General features: G+C 60.1%; 18 protein-coding genes and 1 pseudogene. 9 read left to right on the top strand and 10 right to left on the bottom strand.

The features are described from left to right. Positions 1-24 precede the first annotated feature (24 nt). The 8 genes and pseudogenes from AAEZ06_RS00420 to AAEZ06_RS00385 all read right to left on the bottom strand — a co-directional run bounded on the left by AAEZ06_RS00420 (position 25) and on the right by AAEZ06_RS00385 (position 9,715). On the bottom strand, positions 25-1,149 hold the full coding sequence (locus tag AAEZ06_RS00420; RefSeq protein WP_350612414.1) for an OpgC family protein: 1,125 nt from the start codon (positions 1,147-1,149) through the stop codon (positions 25-27). A 230-nt stretch (positions 1,150-1,379) separates the two neighbouring features. Beyond that, positions 1,380-1,664, bottom strand: coding sequence for a putative quinol monooxygenase (locus tag AAEZ06_RS00415; RefSeq protein ID WP_149411018.1), 285 nt, complete (start codon positions 1,662-1,664; stop codon positions 1,380-1,382). Positions 1,665-1,709: 45 nt separating this feature from the next. Continuing rightward, a complete protein-coding gene (locus AAEZ06_RS00410; RefSeq protein WP_350612412.1) occupies positions 1,710-3,329 on the bottom strand; it encodes an FMN-binding glutamate synthase family protein in 1,620 nt (539 codons plus the stop codon). Positions 3,330-3,369: 40 nt separating this feature from the next. Then, a pseudogene (locus AAEZ06_RS00405) lies at positions 3,370-3,528 on the bottom strand (LuxR C-terminal-related transcriptional regulator); the annotation flags it as partial. Positions 3,529-3,598: 70 nt separating this feature from the next. Further along, complete coding sequence (locus tag AAEZ06_RS00400) at positions 3,599-5,008, bottom strand: ATP-binding protein (RefSeq protein ID WP_149411021.1); 1,410 nt, start codon at positions 5,006-5,008, stop codon at positions 3,599-3,601. Between the two features lie 2 nt (positions 5,009-5,010). Continuing rightward, the gene (locus AAEZ06_RS00395; RefSeq protein WP_350612410.1) at positions 5,011-6,816 is read right to left on the bottom strand and encodes a DAHL domain-containing sensor histidine kinase; all 1,806 of its coding nucleotides are present in this window, start codon (positions 6,814-6,816) and stop codon (positions 5,011-5,013) included. Between the two features lie 10 nt (positions 6,817-6,826). Then, positions 6,827-7,771, bottom strand: a complete 945-nt coding sequence (locus tag AAEZ06_RS00390) for a cytochrome-c peroxidase (protein ID WP_350612754.1) — start codon at positions 7,769-7,771, stop codon at positions 6,827-6,829. A 69-nt stretch (positions 7,772-7,840) separates the two neighbouring features. Further along, on the bottom strand, positions 7,841-9,715 hold the full coding sequence (locus tag AAEZ06_RS00385; protein ID WP_149411023.1) for a putative bifunctional diguanylate cyclase/phosphodiesterase: 1,875 nt from the start codon (positions 9,713-9,715) through the stop codon (positions 7,841-7,843). Positions 9,716-9,977: 262 nt separating this feature from the next. Between AAEZ06_RS00385 and nosR the strand changes: the two genes are divergently transcribed. The 4 genes from nosR to AAEZ06_RS00365 all read left to right on the top strand — a co-directional run bounded on the left by nosR (position 9,978) and on the right by AAEZ06_RS00365 (position 13,438). Continuing rightward, entirely contained in the window at positions 9,978-11,324 is a 1,347-nt protein-coding gene (gene nosR / locus AAEZ06_RS00380) for a response regulator c-di-GMP phosphodiesterase, NosR family (protein ID WP_149411024.1), read from the top strand. Positions 11,325-11,854: 530 nt separating this feature from the next. Beyond that, complete coding sequence (locus AAEZ06_RS00375) at positions 11,855-12,271, top strand: NUDIX hydrolase (RefSeq protein ID WP_350612407.1); 417 nt, start codon at positions 11,855-11,857, stop codon at positions 12,269-12,271. 25 nt (positions 12,272-12,296) lie between these two features. Next, positions 12,297-12,935 (top strand): LysE family translocator, encoded by a 639-nt coding sequence (locus AAEZ06_RS00370; RefSeq protein WP_149411027.1) that lies wholly within the window; start codon positions 12,297-12,299, stop codon positions 12,933-12,935. Continuing rightward, positions 12,932-13,438, top strand: coding sequence for a GNAT family N-acetyltransferase (locus AAEZ06_RS00365; RefSeq protein WP_350612405.1), 507 nt, complete (start codon positions 12,932-12,934; stop codon positions 13,436-13,438). Before AAEZ06_RS00370 ends, AAEZ06_RS00365 begins: the two co-directional genes overlap by 4 nt. 3 nt (positions 13,439-13,441) lie before the next feature. Here the strand turns inward: AAEZ06_RS00365 and metR are convergent, their stop codons facing one another. Beyond that, a complete protein-coding gene (gene metR, locus AAEZ06_RS00360) occupies positions 13,442-14,359 on the bottom strand; it encodes a transcriptional regulator MetR (protein ID WP_133099722.1) in 918 nt (305 codons plus the stop codon). Positions 14,360-14,541: 182 nt separating this feature from the next. Here metR and AAEZ06_RS00355 point away from each other — a divergent pair, with 182 nt between their 5' ends. The 5 genes from AAEZ06_RS00355 to AAEZ06_RS00335 all read left to right on the top strand — a co-directional run bounded on the left by AAEZ06_RS00355 (position 14,542) and on the right by AAEZ06_RS00335 (position 18,088). Continuing rightward, positions 14,542-15,561: an alpha/beta fold hydrolase gene (locus AAEZ06_RS00355; protein ID WP_149411029.1), complete on the top strand. Its 1,020-nt coding sequence runs from the start codon at positions 14,542-14,544 to the stop codon at positions 15,559-15,561. 60 nt (positions 15,562-15,621) lie between these two features. Further along, positions 15,622-16,275 (top strand): DsbA family oxidoreductase, encoded by a 654-nt coding sequence (locus tag AAEZ06_RS00350; RefSeq protein WP_149411030.1) that lies wholly within the window; start codon positions 15,622-15,624, stop codon positions 16,273-16,275. A 105-nt stretch (positions 16,276-16,380) separates the two neighbouring features. Next, entirely contained in the window at positions 16,381-17,301 is a 921-nt protein-coding gene (locus AAEZ06_RS00345; RefSeq protein WP_149411031.1) for an arginase family protein, read from the top strand. Continuing rightward, the gene (locus AAEZ06_RS00340) at positions 17,298-17,678 is read left to right on the top strand and encodes a DMT family transporter (protein WP_149411032.1); all 381 of its coding nucleotides are present in this window, start codon (positions 17,298-17,300) and stop codon (positions 17,676-17,678) included. The genes AAEZ06_RS00345 and AAEZ06_RS00340 overlap by 4 nt, the downstream gene beginning before the upstream one ends. A 17-nt stretch (positions 17,679-17,695) precedes the next feature. Beyond that, positions 17,696-18,088, top strand: a complete 393-nt coding sequence (locus AAEZ06_RS00335; protein WP_371923851.1) for an EamA family transporter — start codon at positions 17,696-17,698, stop codon at positions 18,086-18,088. Between the two features lie 64 nt (positions 18,089-18,152). Here the strand turns inward: AAEZ06_RS00335 and AAEZ06_RS00330 are convergent, their stop codons facing one another. Continuing rightward, entirely contained in the window at positions 18,153-18,917 is a 765-nt protein-coding gene (locus AAEZ06_RS00330) for a MipA/OmpV family protein (protein WP_350612401.1), read from the bottom strand. Between the last annotated feature and the right edge of the window lie 43 nt (positions 18,918-18,960).

Genomic DNA, 18,960 nt, shown 5'->3' with positions numbered 1-18,960 from the left:
GGGCTTTTGTTTTTGCGGCGATGATCAGGCCGTTGTGGCCCGTGCCGGTTGCGTCAAACGCTTGTTCAAGTCCAACCAGGCGCCGAGTAAGGCCATCAAGCCGGCACCTACCAGCGCGGTGAATATCTGCATGGCGAAGGCATCGCCGGTCATGGCGTTGACCATATCTGCCAAAGGCGCCAGCAACACACCCAGGCAAAACACTTCCAGGGAGTAGCGTCCCATCCGGCTGGTTTGTTGCGCCAGCCAGTTTTGCGTCCACTCGCGACCGGGCAGCAGCTTGGCGGTGACGTAGGCCAGGGCCAGGAAGTGCAGCAGGCGCACTGGCGACAGATCGGTCTTGCTGATGGGGTACAACACGTCGCTCAACACGCTGGGCATGAATGCATCGTGAATGTGCGGCCAGCGCCAGGAGACAGTGATGATCCCGGTCACCACTACGTAGCTGGCCGCCGCGATAAACAATGGCTGGCGCGACAGCGGGCGGGTTTGTGGCAAGCGTGGCCGCTGCCCGTGAATCGCCGCAGCGCCGCCGAGCACAAACAGCAACTGCCAGGTGACCGGGTTGAAGTACCACACGCCGTCGGCAATCGCCGCCAGGTTCCAGCCAAGCCTTGGCGCCAGCAGGTACACCGCCAGCGACACCGCCACCACCGCCCAGGTCTTGCGCACCAGCAATGGCAATACCAGTGGCAGGCCAGCCAGCAGCACGATATAGAGCGGTAACGGGTCCATGAGGTTGGGTTTGAAACGCAGCAGCAACTCATCCGTCAGGGCTTGCTGAGGGTTGGTGATGAAGTGGGTCAGGCCCATTTCCTGGACCAGGTCGCGGGTTTCTACATGGCTGTTGGCAAAGAACACGATGCCCATCAGCATCGCCAGCAGGAAGATGTGCACCACGTACAGCACCCAGGCGCGCCGAAGGATTTTCACGCAGGCGATCCAATAGCCTTCGCGCTGCAGGATCTTGCCGTAGACCAGCACTGCTGCGTAGCCAGCGAGGAACACGAAGATTTCCGCTGCATCGCTGAAACCGAAGTTACGCAGGGTGATTTGACCGAGGGGGTTGTGGGGGACGTGATCCCAGAAAATGAAGATCAACGCCAGGCCCCGAAAAAAGTCGATGCGCGGGTCGCGTCCGTTAAGCATGGCAGCGGGCTCTTGAATAGATGGTTTAGTAATTGACAAGCGGACGGCGGCGATCGCTCACACCGCACGTCGGGCGCAGGTTGGCGCTATTTATAAGCAATTGCAAAGCTTAGGTTTTACTGGATGTCTCATTGCTTCGACTAAACATCGATGATCACCAGCGTACTGTGGCTGCCCGCGAGGAATAACCGGGACGCGCAATAGCCGGGTTCAGCGGGAAGTGGGTGTTGTTAAAAAGCGTCCATCAGCAGCACTCGGCAGGGCTTGGCCTGATAGGCATTGATCTGCGGCACCAGCCGGGTGAAATGCTCAGTCTGGCAGTGGGTGTCCAGCGCGGCCTGGTCGGGCCATTGCTCGATAAAGATAAAGTGCCCCGGGTCTTTCTGGTCGACGAACAGATCGTAGGCAATGCACAGCGCCTCCAGGCGGGTTTTTTCCACTAGCTCCAGGTACCAGGGGTGCACGGTGTCGAGGTGTTCGTGTTTGATGAAGTCTTCGGCAATCACTTTCAACATGGGTCAGTCCTTTGGGAGGCGCCGTTTCCGGCGCCTGGATCATTTTTAAGCGGCAGCCACTTCATGAGGTTCGAAGCTGTCGGCACGTGCCATCTGCCACATCCGTGAATAAAACTCGCCGTTCACTTCACCGGTGAGCAACTCACCGGGTTTGAGGAACACGTGCAGTTGCGAGAACAGCTTGATCTCGGTGGCCGACATGCGTCGCACCAAATGCTTGGCTGACAGTTGCGACGGGTGATCCAGCCCCGCGGCGGCAAGCATTTCCGCCAGGGCCTTGAGGGTGTTGCGGTGGAAGTTGAACACCCGCTGGGCCTTGTCCGGCACCACCAGCGCCCGTTGGCGCAGTGGGTCCTGGGTGGCGACGCCGGTGGGGCATTTGTTGGTGTGGCAGCTTTGTGACTGGATGCAGCCGATGGCGAACATGAAGCCCCGCGCCGAGTTGGCCCAGTCGGCGCCGATGGCCAGGACGCTGGCGATGTCGAAGGCGCTGACGATCTTGCCGCTGGCACCGAGTTTGATCTTGTCCCGCAGGTTCAGGCCCACCAGGGTGTTGTGTACGAACAGCAAGCCTTCACGCAGCGGCACGCCGATGTGGTCGGTGAACTCCACGGGCGCAGCACCTGTGCCGCCTTCCTTGCCGTCGACCACGATAAAGTCCGGCAGGATGCCGGTTTCCAGCATGGCCTTGGCGATGCCCATGAATTCCCATGGGTGGCCCAGGCAAAACTTGAACCCCACCGGTTTGCCGCCGGACAGTTCACGCAGTTGCGCGATGAACTGCATCAGCTCAATGGGGGTGGAAAACGCGCTGTGGCGCGACGGTGAGATGCAGTCCTCACCCATCATGATGCCGCGGGTCTCGGCGATTTCTCGGGTGACCTTGTGCTTGGGCAGAATCCCGCCGTGACCAGGCTTGGCGCCCTGGCTCATCTTGATTTCGATCATTCGCACTTGCGGGCTCTGTGCTTGCACGGCGAAGCGTTCCGGGTCGAAGCGGCCGTCGCTGGTGCGGCAACCGAAGTAACCGCTGCCCAGTTCCCACGTCAGGTCGCCGCCGTTTTCCCGGTGATAGGCGCTGATGCTGCCTTCGCCAGTGTCATGGGCAAAGTTGCCCAGCTTGGCGCCCTGGTTTAGCGCGCGAATGGCATTGGCGCTCAGGGAACCGAAACTCATGGCCGAGATGTTGAACACCGATGCCGAATACGGCTGCTTGCATTGCGGGCCGCCGACTATCACGCGAAAGGCGCTGGGGTCGCTCAACGGCGCCGGGCGCATGGAGTGGCCGATAAATTCGAAACCGGACTGGTACACGTCGATCAGCGTGCCGAAGGGTTTGTCGGCGCTTTCATTCTTGGCCCGCGAATACACCAGCGAGCGCTGGGCCCGGGAGAAGGGCAGGGCATCACTGTCGGATTCCAGCAGGTATTGGCGGATTTCCGGGCGAATAGCCTCCACCAGGTAACGAATATTGCCCAGGATCGGATAGTTGCGGCGCACCGCGTGGGGGCTTTGCAGCAGATCGAAGATGCCAATCAGGCTGAGCACACCGGTGATCAGGGTGATGGGCCACAACCATTCGTGTTGGATAAAGGGGATGCTGGCGAGGGTGAAAATGACACAGACAGCAAAAAAGGCGTAACGGCTTAGCAACGACAGGCTCATTCTGTTTTCCTTGGTTCGGACTCATCAGGCATACGGTTTTTCAGGCGTTCTGTGCCTGGAGAAAAATCGATAACAGCTCGGACCGGGATTTGATCCCTGGCTTGCTGTACAGATGCCTTTTATGGGCTTTCACGGTTTCAATACAGGCTTGCAGCTTACGAGTGATTTCCTTGCTGGAGCAACTGCCAAGCATGACCCTACATCTCTTTTTGTGAGCGCTGATACCTATGCCCATCGCAGGCAAGCTCGGCTCCCACATTAGATCTTCATCAGCTTGTAGATAGAGGGTATTGCTCCACCGCCGTCTGCCGGATCGGCAATATCACCCGAAACGTAGTGCCCTTGCCCACTTCGCTGGTCACCGAAATATCGCCGTGGTGTTTCTTGACGATGCCATAGGACAGCGACAGCCCCAGCCCTGTCCCTTCCCCCACCGGCTTGGTAGTGAAGAATGGATCAAAGATTTTCTGCACACTTTCTGGCGCAATCCCGCAGCCGTTGTCCGCGACTTCCAGCCAGACCCGATCGCCCTCGGTGCCATTGCTGATGGTGATGGTGCCGCGCTCCGGGCCCATGGCCTGGGCGGCGTTGATCACCAGGTTCATCACCACCTGATTGATCTGTGAAGCCAGGCATTCGATGTCCGGCAACGGCTGGTAGCGTTTGACCACATCCGCCTTGTACTTGAGTTCGCTGGCGACAATGTTGAGGGTCGAGTCGATGCCCTGCTGCAGGTTTGCCCATTGCCATTTGTCGTCGTTATCAACCCGGGAGAAATCCTTCAGGTCCTTGACGATTTGCGCCACACGGCCGATGCCTTCCTTGGTTTCGCGGATCAGAATCGGGATGTCTTCCTTGAGAAACTCCAGGTCCATGCCTTTGCGCAGGGTTTGCAAGTGCTCAAGGCATTCCCCTGGCGCCAGGGCTTCTTCGGCCTGTTGATAGGCGTCGAACATTTGTTGTAGCTGCTTGAAATAGCCGTCCAGGGTGCCTAGGTTGGAGGAGATAAACCCCACCGGGTTGTTGATTTCATGGGCTACGCCCGCTGCCAACTGCCCCAGGGACGCCAGCTTTTCCGACTGCACCAGTTGGCTTTCCAGCTGCTTGCGCTCGTCGATTTCCAGTTGCAGTGCATGGCTGCGTTGCTCCACCAACTGCTCCAGGTGACTGGTTTGCAGGCTGGCACGACGGGCCATTTCCCATTTGGCGGCCAGGGTGTTGGCCATTTGCTGGACTTCGATGTTGTCGAAGGGTTTTTTCAGGATCAGCAGGCGGTCGTGGGCCTGCAGGCGAAACAGTAGCTCTTCCCAGGAATAATCCGAGTACGCGGTACACACCACTACTTGCAGGTCCGGATCGACTTTCCACAGTTCTTCGATGGTTTGTGCACCGTCCCAACCCTGAGGCATGCGCATGTCGACAAACGCCAGGGCATAGGGGCGATCCTGCTCCATGGCCGCGCACAGCCGTTGCAGGCCCTCCTGCCCGCCGTAGGCCGAGTCCAGCTCAAAGGCCTGGACCTGGGCCTGGGGTTTGACGGTGCCGCCGAACAGTGCGGCTTCCATCTCATCGAGTTCCAGGTTCTGCTCCACGGGCGGGGTTAGGATCTTGCGAAAATCCTCGTGAATCGACGGTGTGTCGTCGATCAGCAGAATGCGCCGGTTCGGCAGTTGATTCATGGTCAGGTCTCTGCGCGGTCAAGGGGGATGTGCAAGGTGAACAGCGCGCCTTTGCCGGGCCCATCGCTGTGGGCGCTCAGGCGGCCTTTCATTTCCAGGGCGGCCAGTGCGCAGCTGTGTAGGCCGAAGCCGTGACCTTCCTTACGGGTGGTGAAGCCGTGGGTGAAGATCCGCGTCATGTTCTCGGCCGGGATGCCTTCGCCTTCGTCCTTAACGCTGATCTGCAAGGTGCCGTCATCCAGGGGGAGGATCGACAGGGTCATCTGCCGTGGTCGGTCGGCGAGGTTGGACATGGCGTACTTGGCGTTGCTGATCAGGTTGACCAGAATCAGCAGCAGACGATGCTTGTCGACCATGATCTCTGGCACTTCGTGGTAGTCCTTGACCACCGTCACATGGTGGCGGCTCAGGGCCCCTGAATTCATGCGCAGGGCGTCTTCCATCAACGCGCTGATGTGCACCGGTTCCAGCAGGCTGGAGGCGCCGGCATAGGACTGCTGGGTGGAGACGATGTCCTTGATGTGATCGACGCTCTTGCTCAACTGCGCCAGTTCGTCGGCGATGCCTTGCTGTTCGACGGCGATGGCGTCCACCAACTGGTTCAGGTAACCGGGCAACAGCTTGCCTTTTTCATCCTCGGTGATGAAGGTGCCCAGGTCATGGCGGTGCTCGTTGATCAGTTGCATGGCCTTGCCCAGCCCCAACGCCTTGCTGGTGCGCAGCTTGCGGGCCACCAGGTCGGCGGAGATGTTCACGCTGTTGAGCACATTGCCGACGTTGTGCAGCACGTTGGTGGCGATTTCCGCCATGCCGGCCTGGCGAGCGCTGTCCAGCAGTTCGCTTTGGGCGTCCTTGAGTTCCTGGGTTCGTTCTTCGACCCGTTGTTCGAGGCTTTCGTTGACCGAGTGCAAGGCACGATTGCCCCGGTTGATCTCGGCGAAACTGCGCAACAGGCGAACCGCCAGGTAGAGCAGCAACACCACCAGCAAGGTCGAGAATACCAGCAGGTAGCGGTGGTATTTCTGGTCGACCAGGTCGGCGGCCTGCTGGTCCTGGTTGAGCTGGTTGGTCAGATCGTCCAGGTGCACGGACAGCGGAATTGCGGCGATACGCTCCAGCAAGTCGTTAACCAGCGGTTGCTCGCGCAAAATCAGTGAGATGTGGTTGCTGAGGATCTCCACCGGTGCCTGGAATTCCTCGGGCAGTCGCTCCTTGTTAAGCACCAGCTTGTTCAGCCCGACGAGGATATCGGCCGCCTTTTCGTCGCTGGTTACCTGGGCGAATTCCAGGCTGCTGAGCAGCAGGTCATAGGTGTCGGTGGCGACGTTTTGCAGTGCCAGTTTCTCACTGTCATCCAGGCGGGCGAACTGCTCCTGGATGTCGTCCTCGGCGGTCGGCAGAAACGCCAGTGAGTTGCGCAGCAGCGCATTGTGTGACTTGAACTGGTCGACCAGCCGGGCCTTTTCCTGGATCGCCAGGCGATAGGCATCCTCGATTGCATTCCAGCGGGCGAGGTCCGCATGATTGTGTTGCGACTCTCTCGCCTCAAGGCTCGCCCACAGGCTGGTCATCTCGGTGAGGGGCGCCACCAGCGGGTCATAGTTGTGGGTCAGGGCAATTCGTGCCTTGAGCACCTCACTGTCCCATTGCGCGTTCAGTTGCTTGATATGGCGAATCAGGTCCCGTGACTGGGTGTAGCTGGTGGTCTGGTCCATCGAGGTTTTGACGTACAAAAACAACAGGGTCGAGGCCAGCACCAGGGTTATGGCGCTGAGCAGAAGCTGGCTGGCGCGGCGGGATATTTTCATAAAGGCCTGTTCATAACGGTTTGCCCGCCCATTCGCCGGTCAGCGTCTTGAGAAATTGGATGATAAGGGTTTTGTCTTCAGTCGAAGGCGTGCGTCCCAACTGGTACTTGAACATCACGTCGACCGCCTCTTCCAGGGTCCTGGCCGAGGCATCGTGAAAATACGGGGCGGTGACGGCCACGTTGCGCAGGCTCGGCACCTTGAATACGTTGCGATCCTCGTCGTCCTTGGTCAGCAGGTAGCGCCCCAGGTCGGTTTCGCTGGGGGTGCCCCGGGCTTTGAAGTAGTCGCCCATCACGCCGAACTTCTGGTACATGTTGCCGCCGATGTTGATCCCCTGATGGCAGGCGATGCAGCCGTAGTCCTTGAAGCGTTGGTAGCCGTATTTTTCCTCGCGGGTGAGGATCTCGGTGTTGCCCAGCAGGTACTGGTCAAAGCGCGAATTGGGTGTGAGCAGGGTGCGCTCATAGGTGGCCAGGGCATTTTGCACGTTGGCCGCCGTGATGCCATCGGGGTAGGAATGGGTGAATGCGCTCTGGTAAACGGGCAGGGCGGCCAGGGTTTCGACCACCTTCTCCCAGTCGCTGCCCATCTCCATGGGGCTGGTGACCACCTGTTCAATCTGCTTCTCCAGGGTGTCCACCCGAGCGTTCCAGAACTGTTTGAAGTTCAGGCTGGCGTTAAACACGGTTGGCGTGTTGAGCACCACCGGCTTGCCGTCGTAACCCAGGGAAAACGCCTTGTTGTCGGCGCCACCCGTTTCCAGGTGATGACAGCTGGCGCAGGATAGGGTGTTGTTGACTGACAAGCGGTTTTCGTTGAACAGTTGTCGCCCCAGTTCGACCCGCGCCGCATCCAGAATGGGCATGGCGGGCAGCGGTTTCAGAGCCTCGTCCAAGGGCGCCGCAACCGCCGGCCCGCAACTGCCCAGCCATAGGCCCAAGGCAAGGCTGATCCTGTGTGACGGCCGATAACAATGAGGGTGTGGTGCTTCGCTCAACGTGAATTCCTTGTGAGCAGGGGGTTATTGATTGGGCATGAGGGTGCGTTTTCCAGTTTCCAACAGCCGGGCAAAGTCCTCTGCGGCGATAGCTTTGCTGAACAGGTAGCCCTGGCCTTCTTCGCAGTGTTTGGCTAGCAGGACGTTCAGTTGTTCGACGGTCTCCACCCCTTCGGCGATAACGGTCAGGTCCAGGCTCTTGCCCAGGCTGATAATGGCACTGATCAACTGCAAGTCCTGGTCGTTTTCCCCCAGGCCGCGAATAAACGATTGATCGATCTTTAGCACATCAATGGGGAAACGACGCAGGTAACTGAGGCTGGAGTAGCCGGTGCCGAAATCATCGATAGCCAGGCGCACGCCCATGGTCTTGATCGACCGCAGGGTGTTCACGGTGTCGTCGACGTTTTGCATCAACACGTTCTCGGTAATCTCCAGTTCCAGCAAGGCGGGCGCCAGGCCAGTCTGTTCGAGGATGGCGGCGAGGTTGGCGACAAAATCCCGCTGGCGGAAATCAATGGCCGAGATATTTACCGAAATACAGATCGGCGCCAGGCCCTGGTCTTGCCAGCGTTGCGCCTGCTCGCAAGCCTGACGTAGCACCCATTGGCTCATGGGGATGATCAGGCCGCTGTCCTCGGCCACCGGAATGAACGCCGACGGGTAGATCCAGCCATGGTCGGGTTGATGCCAGCGAATCAAGGCCTCGGCGCCGACGATCCGTCCGGTCTTCAGGTTCAGTTTCGGCTGGTAGTGCAAGACAAATTCTTTGCGCTCCAGGGCCAGCCGAATCTCGGCCTCCAGGGTTTGTTGCTGGCGGGCGATCAGGTTCATGTCGTCGATGAAGAAACTAAAGTCGTTGGGGCCGTGATCCTTGATGTTACGCATGGCGGTTTCGGCTTTCTTGATCAACTCCATGGCGCTGAAACTGTCATTGGGGTACACGCTGATGCCCAGGCTGGCCGTGATGCTCAGGTCATGGCCGGCCACATGGCGGGTACTGCTGATAGCTTTGAGCACTTTCTCGGCAATGATCTGGGTCTGCTGGGGGTGATGAACGTCGTTGAGGATCATCACGAACTCGTCGGAACCGTAGCGGAACACCGAGTCGGACTCGCGCACCGTCGCCACCAGGTCCCGGCTGACCTGCTGCAGCACCTCATCACCCACCGGATGACCGAGGGCGTTATTGATGCGCTTGAAGCGATCCAGGCCGATAAACATCACCGCCAACTGGGTATCGTGACGCCGACACAGGGCGATGGCCTGGGTCAGCCGGTCACCCAGCAGGGTGCTGTTGGGCAGGCCGGTGAGGCTGTCGTATTGCAGCAAGTGCGAGACCTTGAGCAGTTCCTGAACCCGTTCCTCGATGGTGCGTTCAAGGCTCAACAGCTTGAGAGCGGCGTCCTGCGCCAACTGCCATTTCCAGGTCAGGGCACTGGCCATCTGGCGGATTTCCAGGTTATCGAAGGGTTTTTTCAGAATCAGCAACTGATCGTCGAACTTCAGGCGCGCTTCGATGGCTTCGAAGGAATAGTCGGAATAGGCGGTACACAGGGCGATTTGCAGGTTGGGGTCGACGTTCCACAGCTGTTCGATGGTTTCCAGGCCATCCCAACCCGGCGGCATGCGCATGTCGATGAACACCAGGGCGTAGGGTGAAACGTCGGCCAGGGCCTGAATTACCAGGCCGAGGGCTTCCTGACCCTGGTAGGCGGAGTCCAGCAGGTAGGTCTGGCGCAACGCAGGTGCGGTGCCAAACAGCGTTTCCTCGATGCTGTCCAGGGACTGTCCGCCGTTGGCGTCGGCACAGAGTATCTTGCGAAAGTCTTCGTGGATCGATGCTGTGTCATCGACGATCAGGATCCGTCGATTGGCCCGCCCTGAACGCGGGTTCATGGGTGGTACCCGGAGGCGCGCGACTGCATATTCTGGCGCATGTGGCTTCCTTACCTTAATGACTGTATGGCTGTGCGCGGGCGCTTATCGGCTTCTTGCCCTAAGCGTAGTAGGCTCCTTGAATAAGTCGGCAAGTTGGCGTCAAATCGACGTCAGTTTCCCCGGTGAGCCATCTAGCGCCCATTGGCGCCCGCAAGTACAGCGGTTGATCAACACAGGGTCACAATGGTTCAAATTGGTATTATTGGAAGGAGGTGTCGCCATGGATGAGCAGTTCGCTACGACGTCCCCTTACAGACCCACCGTTTTGCTGGTCGACGATGAAGAGTCGATCCTCAATAGCCTGCGCCGCCTGTTGCGTGGCCAACCCTACGACGTGTTGCTGGCTGGCAGTGGTGCCCAGGCCCTGGATATCATGGCCGCCCAGCCTGTCGACCTGGTGATGACCGACGCCCGCATGCCGGCGATGGACGGTGCGATGCTGCTGGCCGAAACCCACCGGCTCTATCCGACCACCACCCGCATCCTGCTGACGGGCTATGCCGACCTGACGATGATCATCAAGGCGATCAACGAAGGGCAGATCCACCGCTACATCAGCAAGCCCTGGAATGACGAGGAAATGCTCCTGACCCTGCGTCAGTCCCTCGATCACCAGCACTCCGAGCGTGAAAGGCTGCGCCTGGAGCAACTGACCCGCGAGCAAAACGACCAGTTGAAGGGCCTCAACGCCACCCTGGAAAAGCGCGTGGTGGCCCGTACGTCCGAGTTGCAGCAGACCGCCGACATGCTTGACCTGGCCTACGATGAGCTCAAGCGCAGCTATGTCACCGGCACCGAGGTGTTTTCCTTGCTGGCCAACCTGCGTCTGCCCAAGGAGAAACAGACCAACCGCCAGTTGATCGAGTTGATCCGGGTTTATTGCAAAGCCCAATCGATGGACGAGGCCAGTGTTCGCGACCTGACCATGGCTGCGGCGCTGTACAACATCGGAAAATTGAGCTGGAGCGACAGCATGATGATCGCCCCGGCCGACCAGCTGCACAGCACCGACCGCGAGCGTTATCGGGCCTATCCCACGCAAAGTGAGTCGCTGCTGATGACTCTGGAGCCGATGAAGGATGCAGCGCGGCTGATCCGTCATCACCAGGAGCGCTGGGACGGCACCGGCTTCCCCGATCATCTTAAGGGCGAGGCGATTCCATTTGGCTCTCGGCTGCTGAAACTGGCAGTGGACTTTATCGAGTTGCAGCGCGGGTTGATCCTCGAACGGCAGATGAACAGCGACGAAGCACTGTTGTACATCCGCAAATACGCGGGTCGACTCTATGACCCGGACCTGGTGGAAGATTTCGTTCAGGCCTGCGCGGCGTTCCTCAGTGATGTGACATTGGGCGATCCAACGGTCAAAGTGCTCACTACCCGTGAGCTGGCCGAAGGCATGATCCTGGCGCGTAACCTCAACGCCGATAACGGCATGCTGCTGCTCAACGCAGGCAAGGTGCTGAACCTGCCGCTGGTGGACAAGCTGATTGCCTTCGAGGCGATGGAGGGGGCCAAGTACAGTGTATTTATCAAGGAACCCGAAGAGGCAGTGATCCTGGGATAAGTGGGATCGAGTGTGGGCTGGGGGGTCTATCCGTTATTTTGGTCAGGGCGGATTAGGGTTACGCCCTTACGGCGTGTCACTTTTGGAAAAGAGCCCCAAAAGTAACCAAAAGGGCTCTTGCCCCACCACTTGGTGCCTCGCTGTGGCTCGGCATGCCCTCTCTGCGGCATTGCTCCGTGGGCCGCCGCGATGGGCCATCCTTGGCCCAACACGGCTAAACCGGCGTCCTGCCGGTTTACCCACGGCTCAATGCCTGCGTTCAGCCATCGTGGTTAACGGGGCGCCTTAGATCAAGATCAAGATCAAAAGCACGGCGGCCTGGTAGCCGACCTGAGTGGTGAGAAGCAAGAGCGGATCGACTGCCACTGTAGGAGCGAGCTTGCTCGCGATGGTCGTTAACGATTACACGGGCTTCCTGGATGAACGCGGTGCCTGTAAGCCCATCGAAGGCAAGCCATCTCCCACATTGGATTGCAGTACGCCGGATACTCATGTGATCCTTGCGCCTTTGCTTTCAAGGCTCACCTCTCATGACCTCCACCACCATTCGCATCGCCGCCGCCCTGTTGATCGGCAGCGACGGCCAAACCCTGCTGGTGCGCAAGCGCGGCACCCTGGCCTTCATGCAGCCGGGCGGCAAGATCGACGCCGGGGAGCAGCCGGCCGAAGCCCTGGCTCGTGAGCTGCACGAAGAGTTGGGGCTGCGCATCGATCCGGCAGAGGCTGTGTACCTTGGCCACTTCTCGGCACCGGCGGCCAATGAGCCGGGTTTCGTCGTGGAAGCCGAGCTGTTTCAGGTCAACATTGATGTGGCCGTAACCCCCGCTGCCGAGATTGAGGAAGTACGCTGGATCGACCCGGCTGGCGACGGTGACCTGCTGTTGGCACCCTTGACACGTGACCTTATCCTGCCGTTTTATCGTTCATCGCTGGCCACAATCGCCTGAAGCGCCAGGCTCGAAGGACTGAACCGTGATTCCCCTCAACGAACTGTTGATTTTCGCTGCTGCCTCCTTGCTGCTGGTGCTGACGCCCGGCCCGAACATGATTTATCTGATCTCCCGTTCGATCTGCCAGGGCCGCAAGGCCGGGGTCACTTCGCTGCTGGGGGTGGTCGCCGGATTTTTTGTTCATCTGTTTGCGGCGGCAGTCGGTTTGACGGCGGTGTTTCTGGCGGTGCCAATGGCCTATGAAGCGCTGAAATGGGCCGGCGCCCTGTACCTGCTGTGGCTGGCCTGGCAGGCGGTCAAACCGGGCGCTCGCTCACCGTTCGAGGCCCAGCAACTGCCGCCGGACTCGTCACGCAAGCTGGTGACGATGGGTTTTCTGACCAGTGCACTGAACCCGAAAATCGCCGTGTTCTACCTGTCGGTGTTCCCGCAGTTCATCTCCCCGGAGCACGGCTCGGTGTTCACCCAGAGCCTGGTGCTGGGGATCACCCAGATCAGCGTCAGCTTCACGGTCAACCTGCTGATCTCGTTGTTCGCCGCGACCATCGCCGGCTGGTTTATCAACAATCCAACCTGGCTGTCGGTGCAGCGTTATTTTATGGGTTTTGTCCTCGCGGCCCTGGCGATTCGCCTGATGCTTGAGCAGCGTCGCGGCGCATGATTATTCAGCGGCTGGATGCCAACCACGCGCAGGCCTATCGGGCGTTGATGCTCCAGGCCTATGAAACTTATCCACAGGCGTTTACCTCCAGCGTCGCCGAGCGTGCGGCATTGCCGTTGAGCTGGTGGCAGAAGCGACTGGAGAGTCCGCTGGATCGGGTGCTCGGCGGGTTTGCAGGGGATCAGTTGGCGGGCATTGTTGGCCTGGCGTTCGAACCCAGGGAAAAAGCCCGGCACAAGGTGACGCTATTTGGCATGTACGTCGCCGAAGGTTTCCAGCGGCGTGGGCTGGGCCGGCAATTGGTGGAAGCAGCGTTCGTTGAGGCGCGTCATCATGCCGGGGTAAAGTTGATCCAACTGACCGTCACCGCCGGCAATGACGCGGCGTTTGCGCTTTATCAGCGATGCGGTTTCGTGCAGTACGGGCTGGAGCCGTTGGCGGTGCGGGTGGGGATCGAGTATTTCGACAAGATTCACCTGTGGCGCGAACTGTACGGCGACTGAATTTCAGCGAACCGCGCTCACCCCATCCAATGTCGAAAACGACGTGTCCTTGGCCGTCAGCAAGAAGTCACGCATATACGGCGCATCCAGCATGTCGGCGCGGATACCCGCATACAGCGTGGCAAACAACCCTTTTTCCCCCAGCCGCTTGGCCTTCACATAACCCCGTGAGCTGTATTCATGCAGCGCCCAATGGGGCATGCCGCACACGCCGCGACCGCTGGCCACCAGTTGCATCATCATCACCGTCAGCTCCGACGTGCGGACCTGGGCTGGTTCCACGTCGGCCGGCTCCAGGAAGCGGGTGAAGATGTCCAGCCGATCCCGTTCCACCGGGTAGGTGATCAGGGTTTCGTTAAGCAAGTCCTCAGGTACGATGTAGGGCTTGTTCGCCAGCGGGTGCTGGTTGGCCACCGCGAGCATGGCTTCGTAGGTGAACAGCGGCACATAGGTAATGCCCGCCAGCTCCAGCGGGTCGGAGGTCACCACCAGGTCCAGGTCGCCACGAGCCAGGGCCGGCAGTGGCGCGAAGGCGAAACCAGAGGCCAGGTCCAGCTCGACTTCCGGCCAGGCATCGCGGAACTGGTCGATGGTCGGCATCAGCCATTGGAAGCAGCTGTGGCATTCGATGGCCATGTGCAAGCGCCCGGCAGTGCCGCCGGCCAGGCGCGCGATATCGCGCTCGGCGCCACGCAGCAAGGGCAGGGTGGCGTCCGCCAGTTGCAGCAGGCGCAGGCCGGCGCTGGTGAAACGCACCGGCTTGGTCTTGCGCACAAACAACTGCATGCCCATGCGCTCTTCCAGTTCCTTGAACTGGTGGGACAGCGCGGACTGGGTCAGGTGCAGGCGCTCAGCGGCTTCCACCAGGCTTTCGGCCTCGCGCAAAGCGTGCAGGGTCTTGAGATGACGGATTTCGAGCATGGGCTCTCCATGAGAATAACTTGTGACAAATTCGGATGGGTTGAGTTTGTCTCATGTTGCGTTAGCTGTCGACACCGACCGCTGGGCGCTCTTCATCAAACTGTCACGTAACTGTGGCAGCGCGCTTGAACAAACTTCATCAGACTCGGGCTCTACTGGGGTTCTGCGTTTCGGTGTTTTTCATGCGCGTGTTGCTATTTCTGGCCGCTCTCTTGTTCGGCCTGCCGTCTTTTGCGGCTTCTCGATGTGATGTCAATGTCCCGACGGAACACGTCGATCTGGAACAGGTCAGCCTGGCCTACCAGAGCATCGGTCGTGCTTCCGATCCGGCGTTGTTGCTGGTGATGGGCCTGGGCGGGCAATTGATCCACTGGCCGGACGAAGTGGTAGTTGCCCTGTGTCAGCAAGGCTTTCGGGTGATTCGCTACGACAACCGCGACGTCGGCCTGTCCACTTGGCGCCAGGCGCCTGCCAGTGCCAACCTGACCTTTGAAGTGCTGCGCTACAAATTGGGCCTGCCGGTGGCGGCGCCCTACACCCTGACAGACATGGCCGACGATGCGCTGGGCTTGATGGATGCATTGCAGGTCCGGCAGTTCCATGTGCTGGGCGCGAGCATGGGCGGGATGATCGCCCAGCACCTGGCGGCCATGGCGCCTGAGCGGGTGGAAAGCTTGACGCTGATCATGACCAGCTCCGGGGCCGAAGGCCTGCCTGCGCCCAATTCGGCGCTGGTGCAATTGCTTTCGCGACGTGGCGCGCCCAATCGCGAAGCTGCCCTGGAGCAGCAGGCCGATTTACTGGCGGCGCTGGGCAGCCCTGAGGTCACGGATGATCGTCAGGCTTTGCTGCACCAGGCGGCGCTATCCTACGACCGGGCGTTCAACCCGCAAGGGGTGAAACGTCAGATCATGGCGATCCTCGCGGAGCCGAGCCGGGTGCCGCTGCTCAACCAACTGCGTGTGCCGACCCTGGTGGTCCACGGCACCGCTGACCCGTTACTGCCAGTGATGCACGGCGTGCACCTGGCGGCGCACATTCAGGGCAGCCAGTTGCGACTGATTCCCGGTTTGGCCCACCGTTTCCAGGAGGCGTTCAAGGCGCCGTTGCTGGGGGCGGTGTTGCCGTACTTGCAAGCCCATCGCGAAGACGCGGCGCATTGGGCCCAGATCGAGCCGGTGGCGCCTTCGAAGCTTTTGTGAGGCTGGCGCGGGGTGTATGGTGCGACCTTTGCGGCGCGTTTTAGCCAGCGAGGTTGCGTTATGAGTACTCCCCTGAAAATCGATTTCGTCAGCGACGTGTCCTGCCCCTGGTGCATCATTGGCCTGCGCGGCTTGACCGAAGCCCTGGACCAGTTGGGTGTTGAGGTGCAAGCCGAGATCCACTTCCAGCCCTTCGAGCTGAACCCGAACATGCCTGCCGAAGGGCAGAACATCACCGAGCACATCACCGAGAAATACGGCTCCACCGCTGAACAGTCCCAGGCCAATCGGGCGATGATCCGCGACCGTGGCGCAGAGGTTGGCTTTGCCTTCCGTACCGACGGCCAAAGTCGCATCTACAACACCTTCGACGCCCATCGCCTGCTGCATTGGGCCGGGCTTGAAGGGTTGCAGTACAACCTCAAGGAAGCGCTCTTCAAAGCTTACTTCACCGACCAGCAGAACCCTTCCGATCACGCCACCCTGGCGCTGATTGCCGAAAGTGTTGGCCTGGACCTGCAACGTGCGGCACAGATTCTGGCGTCGGATGAATACGCCGCCGAGGTTCGCGAGCAGGAGCAGTTGTGGGTGTCCCGCGGTGTGACTTCGGTGCCGACCATTGTCTTCAACGATCAGTACGCGGTCAGCGGTGGGCAACCGGCCGAAGCCTTTGTCGGCGCGATTCGGCAGATTCTCAGCGAGGCCAAAGGCTAACCCCTGGCCCGTCCCTTGCATTCACCCTGCAAAGCCCATTCGGCTGGTGTTCATGAGTGATGAGCCCAGTGTCTGAATGGGCACTGCCATGGGTGAAACATTACCTTGAACATTCTTGACCTCGACCACAGCCTCACGGCCCAGGCACCGATTGCCCGGCGTCTTTCCAGCGGCCAGGCGACACGCATGGACCTGCTCGACCTTGGCCCGAAACTGCGCCTGTGGTCCACCGAAAAAACCTATAAGCGCTTCGCCGAACGCCTGGTACAACGGCCCCGGCCCATCGATGCGCGGCCGGAAATTTTCTTTGTTGGCTCCGGCGATTATCACCATCTGACCCCCGCGTTTCTCGCCGACTTGAAAGAGCCGGTCAGCCTGATCCACTTCGACAACCATCCCGATTGGGTCCGCTTGGCCCCGCGTCGACACTGCGGTTCCTGGGTTAACCGGGCGCTGAAGATGCCGGCGATCAAACGCATCGTCACCCTCGGCCCGTGCAGCGATGACCTGCATAACCCGCAACTGCGTGGCGGTAACCTTGGCGCCCTCAAACGCGGGGATTTGCAGCTGTTTCCCTGGCAGCACGCGCCCTCGAAAGTCTGGGGGCGAGTGGGCGATGGCGCCGGTCACCAGCAACAGGAAAATCACTTGCACTGGCGCAACCTGGCCGAGTTGGATTGGGTGCAGTTCCTCGAGCAGATGATCGCCAGTCTGCCCACCGAGGCGATCTGGATCACCATCGACAAGGATGTGTTGGCCAGCGAAGACGCCGCCACCAACTGGGACCAGGGCGGCATGCGCCTGACCCACCTGCTGCAAGCCTTGCGGGCGTTGGCGGCGAGCAAGCGGATCATCGGCATCGATGTCTGCGGCGAGTTTGCTCAACCGGCCTTCAGCAACGCCTTCAAACGCTGGGAAGCCAAGTCCGACCAACCGCCCGCCGAGCGCTGGAGCGAGGAGGATTTGCTGCGCAACTCGGCCACCAATGAAGCGTTGATTAACCTGTTCGAGGAGCTGTTCCCGTGACCCTGACCGTGGTGTTGCTGGTGGCCTTTTCCATCGTCCTCGATGTGATTGGCCAATTGTGTTTCAAACTGGGCCTGGACCGTTTGCCAGAACTGGACGGTGGTTTTCGCCTGACTGCCTTCTGGGGCCAGGTGTTTAACGCGCCGTTGCTGTGGGCCGGGATCGGCGCCTATGTCATCGAGTTTTTCGTCTGGCTTGAGGCCTTGTCCCGTGCGCCGTTGAGCTTGTTGTTTCCGGCGGCGGCGCTGGCATATTGCGGGGTGGTGTTCGCCGGGAAAATGATCCTCGGCGAGACCGTCAGCCGCCGTCGTTGGATGGGCACGTTGGTCATTACGGCCGGCGTGATGCTGGTGGCTATTGCAGGGACTCAATCATGAATTCAGAAAATATTTCCATGAGCCCGGTCGGCTGGCTGCATGGGCGCTTGGGCACCGTGGTGCTGTGGGCGTTGCTGATTTGCACCGAAAGCGCCGGGCAGCTGTTTACCAAGATCGCCGGTGATCAACTGGGACAGATGGATTTTACCGTGCAATGGCTGTTGGCCGTGGCCGGCAATCCGGGAATCCTCGCGGCGATTGCCTGCTACATCGGCGCGTTTTTCGTGTGGATGCTGATTCTGCGGCGCAGCAGCCTGTCCCTGGCGTTTCCGCTGAGTTCGCTGGTGTTTGTGGTGGTGCTACTCGGCTCGTGGCTGGGCCTGGGCGAGCACATCAGCGTGCTGCACTGGGTGGGCGTGGTGGTGATTATTGGCGGGATAGCGTTGTTGGCCGAGGGTGAAGAGAACTGACCAGTCCGTTGGTTGACGCGAACCCTGTGGCGAGCGGGCTTGCCCGCTCGTCACAGAGGTGTGGTCAATCAAATGTGTAGCTGATCGCCGTCTGCACCTGCCCTTGGTTCACCTCGCCGGTCTGCCTGACGATGCTGCTGTCCGCCGCCGAGCCCACCAGATGTACCCAACTGGCGCTGGTCAGCAATGACCATTTTGGCGCCAGGGGAAACTTGAAGCTCTGGGTCAATGTGAGGTTCTGGAAACCGCCGCTGGCGTTATAAGGCCCAATCCCCGACGCCGCCGCTTCATGATCATCAACGCCGAAAAACGTCTGCGCCTGGCGATCATCGGCAAAGCGCGCCATCAGGCCGCTGCTGCCAATGATCCCGCCGCCCAGCGGATAACCCAGCTCACCGCCGACCTTGCCCAACACGCCGCTCTGCTCGCGAGCGCCGCCCACGGCTCGGCCCAGTTGGGCATAGACCCGCCAGAAATCGGCCGGCGCGTACTGGATAAACCCTCCCACTTCGGCCATGTCCGACACATCCCGCAAGCCCTGCAACGAACCATTGGCGGTACGCCCCGGCAGATAATTGAGGTAAGGGCCGACGCTTAAACCGTTGCGGTTGAAGGCGCTCCAGGTCAGGCCGTCGTCGGTGCCCAGGCTGACATTCCCCCAATCCAGGTCGAAGTAGGGAACGGGTACCGTTTCATGGCGGCTGCCGCTGGGTTCGCGCGGTTGATAGCTGACGCCCAGGCCGGCTTCGCCGGTGATCCCTTCGGCCAATGCCGAACAGGCGCACAGACCGAGCACGCCTGCGAGTACAGATGAAGTAACCCTGAGCATGGTGCCTTTCCCTTCTCTGAACATGCGCGTATGAACGCGCAGG

This window comes from Pseudomonas sp. HY7a-MNA-CIBAN-0227, assembly GCF_040310325.1.
Classification (GTDB): Bacteria; Pseudomonadota; Gammaproteobacteria; order Pseudomonadales; family Pseudomonadaceae; genus Aquipseudomonas.
Note: the sequence above shows the minus strand (reverse complement) of the source record. Positions and strands in the feature narration are given on the sequence as shown.